Below are 6,907 nucleotides of genomic sequence, written 5' to 3'. Positions count from 1 at the left end.
GATGCTGGCCGCAATCGGCTACCGGCAGCGCTTCGGGTCGTCGTGGGAGCTGTACGGCACCGGCCAGGTCACCCTGGACGATGACGGCGGCGCGTACGAGAAGAACGACCTGCTCACCCTGGGCGCGCGCTACCTGTTCGGCGACCGCAGCAGCGTGGGCGCCGAAGTCAGCGGCGGCAGCCGCGGCAACGGGGCCAAGGTGGACGCCGAGTACCGCATGGCGCCGGACCACAGCCTGTACGGCAGTTACAGCTACAGCACCGACCGCACCGGCACCGACCCGCTGTTCGACACCGGCCTGCAGAGCGGCTGGACGCTGGGCCAGCGCTGGCGCCTGAGCAACCAGGTCAACGTCTACAACGAAAGCCAGTACCTCAAGGACCGCCGTCAGGACAGCGCCGGGCTGGTGCACACCTTCGGCATGGACTTCTATCCCGCGCAGGGCTGGAACCTGGGCTTCACCGTGATGGACGGCGAACTGGAGTCCACCGTGGGCCGTATCGACCGCCGCGCGTACAGCGTCAGCGGCGGCCGCACCGACGCGGTGGCGCAGTGGAACAGCAAGCTGGAGTACCGCCGCGACAGCGGTGCCGAGCAGCGCGAGCAGTGGGTGACCACCAACCGCCTGCTGTACAAGCTCAACGAAGACTGGCGCTTTGCGTTGCGCGCCAACTACGCCGACACCGACGACCGCATCAACCCGGTGGCCGACGCCAAGCTGGTGGAGACCAACATGGGCTTCGCCTGGCGTCCGCACGACGCCACCGGCTGGGCGGGCTTCGGCAAGTTCACCTATCTCTACGACGTGGCCTCGCTGGGCCAGGAAGGCGGCAACCTGTACGACCAGCGCTCGCAGGTGCTGTCGCTGGAGGGCATCCGCCAGCTGGGCGCGCGCTGGGAAGTGGCGGCCAAACTCGCCTCACGCTGGGGCGACTACCGCACCGGCCGCGGCGAAGGCGCCTGGCTGGACAGCCGCGCCGACTTTGCCGCCCTGCAGCTGCGCTATCGCCTGTTCGAAAAGTGGGAAGGGCTGGCCGAGCACCGCTGGCTGAAGGTACGCGACGGCGGCGTCCGCAAGGGTTGGCTGCTGGGCGTGGACCGCCGGGTGGGGGAGAACTTCAAGGTCGGGGTGGGCTACAACTTCACCGAGTTCAGCGATGACATGACCGAGCTGAAGTATGACCAGAAGGGGTTTTTCTTGAATATGGCGGGGTATTACTAGGCTTCGTCATTGTCTGGCCTGCCACGCATTGGTCTTCTTCATTGTGTGGCCTGCCACGCATCCGTCTTCGTCATTGTCTGGCCTGCCACGCATGGCGTGGCACTACCGGAGATGGCGGCTTCGGCGGTCGGCTTCGGCGCGCGCGCGTAGCGCCGGGCTCTGCCCGGCTTTGGGGCCACCGCCCCCCGATCCATCGCTCCCCTCACTGGGCGGCTCCGCACCCGGCCCGTCGGGCTGAATGCCTGCCAACACTTTCGGCCTGAATGGGGGCGGGGAACGGGCCGTTCAGCAGAAATCGACGCTTCCGCGCCGCATTTACCCTATCAAATGATTGATTTGAATGGGTTTTATGTATTTTCCCGGCCCTCTCGCCACTGTCATCATTTCGCGGTACGTTATCCAGGTAATCAGTGCCATCGTTGCATGAACAGAACGCTGGAACTTCTTTCCCCTTTAGCAGTCCAAGTTTCAGACTGCTAAGATGAGCCCTATGAGCCAGAACACGTCTACTGCCCTTGTGGCAAACAATCTCCCGATTCCCAGTGCGCTCGGTTCGCTGGACGCCTACATCGGTGCCGTGCACCAGATCCCGGTGCTGTCGGTCGATGACGAGCAGGACCTGGCCCGCCGCTTCCGCGACGAGCTGGACCTGGACGCCGCGCGCGAGCTGGTCCATTCCCACCTGCGCTTCGTGGTGCACGTGGCCCGTGGCTACAACGGCTACGGCCTCGCCCTGGGCGACCTGATCCAGGAAGGCAACATCGGCCTGATGAAGGCGGTGAAGCGCTTCGACCCGGACATGGGCGTACGCCTGGTGTCGTTCGCGGTGCATTGGATCCGTGCGGAAATGCACGAGTTCATCCTGAAGAACTGGCGCATCGTGAAGGTCGCCACCACCAAGGCGCAGCGCAAGCTGTTCTTCAACCTGCGCAAGTCCAAGACCCGTCTGGGCTGGATGAACGCGGCCGAAGTGCGCGCCGTGGCCAAGGACCTGAACGTCTCGGAACGTGAAGTGCTTGAAATGGAATCGCGCCTGTCCGGCCGCGATATCGGTTTCGATGCACCCAGCGACGAAGACAACGAAAACGCCCCGCCGTCGCCGGCTGCGTACCTGGTGGCCGACGCGGAAGATCCGTCGATGGCCTACGAGCGCGCCGACAGCGAAGACAACAAGCTGCAGCTGCTGCGCGAAGGCATGGCCGAGCTGGATGCGCGTTCGCGCGACATCATCCGCCGTCGCTGGCTGGACGCGGACAGCAAGGTCACCCTGCAGGAACTGGCCGACGAGTACGGCGTGTCGGCCGAGCGCATCCGCCAGGTCGAAGCGAACGCGCTGAAGAAGATGAAGGCGCTGTTTACCGCGTAATGCGGGGCAGCGTTGAGGTGATGAAAGGCCCGGCACTGCCGGGCCTTTTCTTTTCTGGAAGCGTCGGTCCTGTAACGCAACGGCCCGGCAATGCCGGGCCGCTGGTGTCACACGCTCCACGCCATGCGTGGATCAGCGCGGCCTCACTTCTCCCGCGCGATCGCCCGCCAGCCGATGTCGGTGCGGTGGAACTCGTTGTCCCAGGTCACCTTCGCCACGCCCGCATACGCGTTGGCCTGCGCATCGCCCACGCTGTCGCCCAGCGCCGCCACGCACAGCACCCGGCCGCCCGCGCTCACTACCTGGCCCTGCGCGTCCAGCGCCGTGCCCGCATGGAACACCTTGGCCGTGGCCGGCACCGTGTCCAGCCCATGGATCACGTCGCCGCTGATCGGCGTTTCCGGGTACGGCCTGGCGGCCATCACCACGCCCAGCGACGGGCGCGGATCCCACTGGGCCTGTACCTCGTGCAGGCGTGCGTCGATTGCCGCCTGCATCAGTTCCATCAGGTCCGACTGCAGGCGCAGCATCACCGGCTGCGTTTCCGGGTCGCCGAACCGCACGTTGAACTCGATCACCTTCGGCGCGCCGCTGGCATCGATCATCAGCCCGGCATAGAGGAAACCGGTGAACGGAATGCCGTCGGCGATCATGCCCTGCACGGTCGGGTTGACCACCTCGCGCATCACGCGGGCATGCACCTCATCGGTGACCACCGGGGCCGGCGAGTACGCGCCCATGCCGCCGGTGTTCGGGCCGGTGTCGCCGTCGCCCACGCGCTTGTGGTCCTGCGAGGTCGCCATCGGCAGTGCGGTGGTGCCGTCCACCATGGAAATGAAACTGGCTTCTTCGCCGTCGAGGAACTCCTCGATCACCACGCGCGCACCGGCGTCGCCGAACGCATTGCCCGACAGCATGTCGCGCACCGCGTCTTCGGCCTCGGCCAGGGTCATCGCCACGATCACGCCCTTGCCCGCGGCCAGGCCGTCGGCCTTGACCACGATCGGTGCGCCCTTCTCGCGGATGTAGGCCAGCGCCGGCTCGATCTCGGTGTGCACCGCATAGAACGCGGTCGGGATGTTGTGGCGGGCCAGGAAGTCCTTGGCGTACGCCTTGCTGCCTTCCAGCTGCGCGGCGGCGGCGGTCGGCCCGAAGATGCGGTGCCCGGCGGCACGGAAACGGTCCACCACGCCGGCCACCAGCGGCACTTCCGGGCCGACCACGGTCAGGCCGATGCCCTCGGCGGCCACCAGGGCCAGCAGCCCGTCCAGGTCGGTGACCTTGACCGGCACGTTGCGGCACTTGGCCTCGGTCGCGGTACCGGCGTTGCCGGGTGCCACGATCACTTCCTCCACCGTCGCGGACTGGGCCAGCTTCCAGGCCAGGGCGTGTTCACGGCCGCCGGCGCCGATGACCAGGATCTTCAATGCAGTTCTCGCGTGTGGGGGCAGACCCGCGATTTTACGCGGTGTCGGCCGGCCCTGCATGGGCGTGGCCGCCCGACCGGGCCACCTGGTGCAGCGGCGCCCGGTTATTCGGCGCAGCCCGCGCGCTGCAGTTCCGCCGGTACCGCGTAGCGGCGCGCGCCTGCATCGAACGCGATCAGGTCGTAGCTGTGCGCCGGCCCGGCGCAGTCCTGCCCGCGGCTGCGCACGGTCAGCGGCCAGTAGCCGTCCACCGCGTCGGCGGCGCCCACGGCGATGCTGAAGTCGACATTGAACGGGGTGTCATCGCAGCCCTTGCCTGCGTCGCCGCAGGCCCGGGCAGCGCTGTTGTCGATGTGTTCGCGCAGCACCGCCACCTCGCGCAGGCGGTTGGCGTGCACGGCCACATAGGTGCGCGAGGCGAGGGTGACGCCCCGCTGGATCTGGCCATGGGTGATGCGGAACGCGTGGCGGTGCGGGCCAAGCTGCTCGAGCTCGACCGTGCCCGGCGCGCCCCTGCGACCGTACTGGCCCTGCAGGCGCTGGGCGATGACCAGCAGCGGTGCTTCGGTGGTGCCAACAGCCGGACCATCGCGCAGCACGTACAGGTCCAGCCGACCCGGTTCCACGCTGGCGGCGGCGTCCAGCGTCTGGCAGACCGCCAGCAGCGTCTGCACCTGCCCATCGGTATCGCGCGTATCACGGGCACATACGCTGCGCGTGACCGGGCGCAGCGCCTCCACCTCGGTGTCGTCCCACTGGTCCTGCCACGGCGCGTCCAGCCGGGCGTTGTCGCCATAGCGCGCATGCAGGAAGCCCAGCAGGCGCTGATCGGCGGTGCCGCTGACCTCCAACGTATCTTCCACCTGCGCGGTGCTGTCGAGCACGCGGCGTGGCTTGCCGGCGTTGGAAGAGGGCGTGGCATCGCCGCACCCGGCGAGCAGGAGGAGCAATGCGGCGGCCAGTGCGAACGGGCGCAGGCAGGGAGAAACGCTGCAGGTCATGACCGACCCCTGTCCTTCTTCCCTGTCACGGCAAGACGTTTGGCTTCCGCTTGCAGTTGATGCAGGTCATTGTCCGCTTCGGACTCGGCAAGCAAGGCAGCCACTGAGCGTCTGCGGGCATCGAATGATGCATATCGGGCAGAGATTTCTTCTTCCATCTGCAGGTGTGAAACCTTTCCAGCGTCGCCAAGAATCGCACGCTCATTGAAGTCCAGGAATCGATCTGTCTGCTTGATCCAATCTGCCATTCGAGTTTCGACGCGCCGCTCGGCGCGGTCTTCAGCGAAATCCAGGAACATGGTGACCAGGCGATTGAGCTGATCAAGTTCATGTTGATCTAGATAGTTCTTGGACACCAGCGCGTCCGCCTTGCGCGGTTGGCCCCCAACCCAATGCGTCAAGCCCATGTGGGCCGCATCTGGATCCGCCCGCTGCAGTATCAGCTGAGTTGCCGTTCGACCGGTAACCGCGTACACCAGTTTGTTCTGAATGGTGGCGAAGAAGGTCCGGGCGGTTTCTGCAGTGCCGTCGTAGTCGCTGCTGCTGGCTTTGAAAAGATCGCGAAGCGTCAGGTAGAACCGCTTCTCCGAACTTCGAATATCGCGGATTCGGAGTAGCAGGTCATTGAAATAGTCCGCGCGTTCGGCATCCTTCAGCCGTTGATCGTTGAGAAGGAAGCCCTTCACCAGATAGTCGGCCAGGACCGAACCTGCCCATCGTCGGAACTGGACGCCTCGCGGAGAGCGCACCTTGAAGCCTACGGCCATGATCAGCTCCAGGCGGTAAGTCTTCACATTCCGGCGGACCTCGCGGCGTCCTTCCTGCCGAACCTGTAAGTAATCCTTACAGGTTGCCTCTTCTTCGACCTCGCCGTCGGCGTAGACGCTTCGAACATGCTGGGTAATGTTCTGTGGTGTGGTATCGAACAGCGTCGCCATCTCAGCCTGGGTCAGCCAGACGGTACCGTCTGCTGCTCGCAGGTGAACATCGGTACGCCCGTCGTCCGTGCGGTAAAGGATCAGTTCGCCGGTGCTAGTGGTCATCTGCTCACCTTGGCCTTTGTGCGGGATCTGCACTCTGATCACTGTCACAAGATTACAGATTACCCGTGGACATGACGCGCTCCCCGGCGGCGCGCCCCATCACTCGCACCCTTCCCGGTTCAAGGCATCCGGGAAGGTATAGGTCCAGGTGTTCGCATCCAGCGTGAATCGATGCTCGCGCCGCACCTGGGTCGCGCCACAGCCCACGCCGGTTTCCTCGATCACCAGCGGCCACTGCCGTGCGGCCGGGTCGCGGCTGTCGAAGGTAAGGGTGAAATCGAGATCGAACAGGCGCGTCCTGCAGTCCGGTTCGGCGTCGGCAGCATCGCAGTCGTAGGCACCGCTGTTGTCGATGTGGCTGCGCACGCCACCGGCCTCCACCAGCCCGTTCGGGCCGGGCAGCACCAGTGTCTGGGTGATCAGCGAATAGCCCTGGCCGAACCAGCCATGTTCGATGCGGAACCCGTAGAAGTCGCTGCCGGCGCGGATGATCTGCACCGTGCCGGGCTGGCCCTGGCTGCCGAAGTTCTGGCCGGTCAGTTCGGCGGCCACGGCGAAGCGGTCGCCCTCGGGGCGCAGCACGAAGAAGTCGATCGCGCCCGGGTCCGGGTGCGCGCCGTCCAGCGGCCAGCCGCAGACGGCCAGCAGCTGCTGCCAGCTGTCGCCGGTCACCACCGGTTGTTCGGCGCATACGCGCCAGTCGGTGGGGCGGGTGTCGCCGTCCTGGCTCCAGCTGCCCCGCCAGGTGCCGCCCAGTTTGGCGGTCTTGCCGTAGCGTTCGCTCAGGAAGGCCTGCAGCCGCGCGGTGCGGCTGACGTGGGCCACCGGTGCGGCAGGCGTCTGCGCCG

The 6,907-nt window shown here is 66.2% G+C and carries 5 protein-coding genes and 1 pseudogene; 2 read left to right on the top strand and 4 right to left on the bottom strand.

Annotated elements, in window-relative coordinates:
• Both DBR34_RS23480 and rpoH read left to right on the top strand, forming a co-directional pair.
• A pseudogene (locus DBR34_RS23480) lies at nt 1-1,222 on the top strand (hypothetical protein); the annotation flags it as partial.
• Nucleotides 1,223-1,712: 490 nt separating this feature from the next.
• On the top strand, nt 1,713-2,588 hold the full coding sequence (gene rpoH / locus DBR34_RS16305) for an RNA polymerase sigma factor RpoH (protein WP_038685839.1): 876 nt from the start codon (nt 1,713-1,715) through the stop codon (nt 2,586-2,588).
• A gap of 143 nt (nt 2,589-2,731) precedes the next feature.
• Here the strand turns inward: rpoH and purD are convergent, their stop codons facing one another.
• The 4 genes from purD to DBR34_RS16285 all read right to left on the bottom strand — a co-directional run.
• Nucleotides 2,732-4,015 carry a phosphoribosylamine--glycine ligase gene (gene purD, locus DBR34_RS16300; protein WP_128097579.1) on the bottom strand — a complete coding sequence of 428 codons (1,284 nt, stop codon included), beginning with the start codon at nt 4,013-4,015 and terminating at the stop codon, nt 2,732-2,734.
• A gap of 104 nt (nt 4,016-4,119) precedes the next feature.
• Nucleotides 4,120-5,016 carry a hypothetical protein gene (locus DBR34_RS16295; RefSeq protein ID WP_128097578.1) on the bottom strand — a complete coding sequence of 299 codons (897 nt, stop codon included), beginning with the start codon at nt 5,014-5,016 and terminating at the stop codon, nt 4,120-4,122.
• On the bottom strand, nt 5,013-6,059 hold the full coding sequence (gene rhuM / locus DBR34_RS16290) for a RhuM family protein (RefSeq protein ID WP_128097577.1): 1,047 nt from the start codon (nt 6,057-6,059) through the stop codon (nt 5,013-5,015). Before rhuM ends, DBR34_RS16295 begins: the two co-directional genes overlap by 4 nt.
• Nucleotides 6,060-6,158: 99 nt before the next feature.
• The coding region (locus DBR34_RS16285) for a hypothetical protein (RefSeq protein WP_128097576.1) at nt 6,159-6,907 on the bottom strand (749 nt) is incomplete at its 5' end.

Origin of the sequence: Stenotrophomonas sp. HMWF003, from assembly GCF_003061285.1 — a bacterium.
In the GTDB taxonomy this organism is placed as follows: Bacteria; Pseudomonadota; Gammaproteobacteria; order Xanthomonadales; family Xanthomonadaceae; genus Stenotrophomonas; species Stenotrophomonas maltophilia_AP.
Note: the sequence above shows the minus strand (reverse complement) of the source record. Positions and strands in the feature narration are given on the sequence as shown.

Coding starts and splice junctions, on each gene's coding strand:
- DBR34_RS16295 (WP_128097578.1), bottom strand. CDS start 5,016: ATGACCTGCAGCGTTTCTCCCTGCCTGCGCCCGTTCGCACTGGCCGCC.
- rpoH (WP_038685839.1), top strand. CDS start 1,713: ATGAGCCAGAACACGTCTACTGCCCTTGTGGCAAACAATCTCCCGATT.
- rhuM (WP_128097577.1), bottom strand. CDS start 6,059: ATGACCACTAGCACCGGCGAACTGATCCTTTACCGCACGGACGACGGG.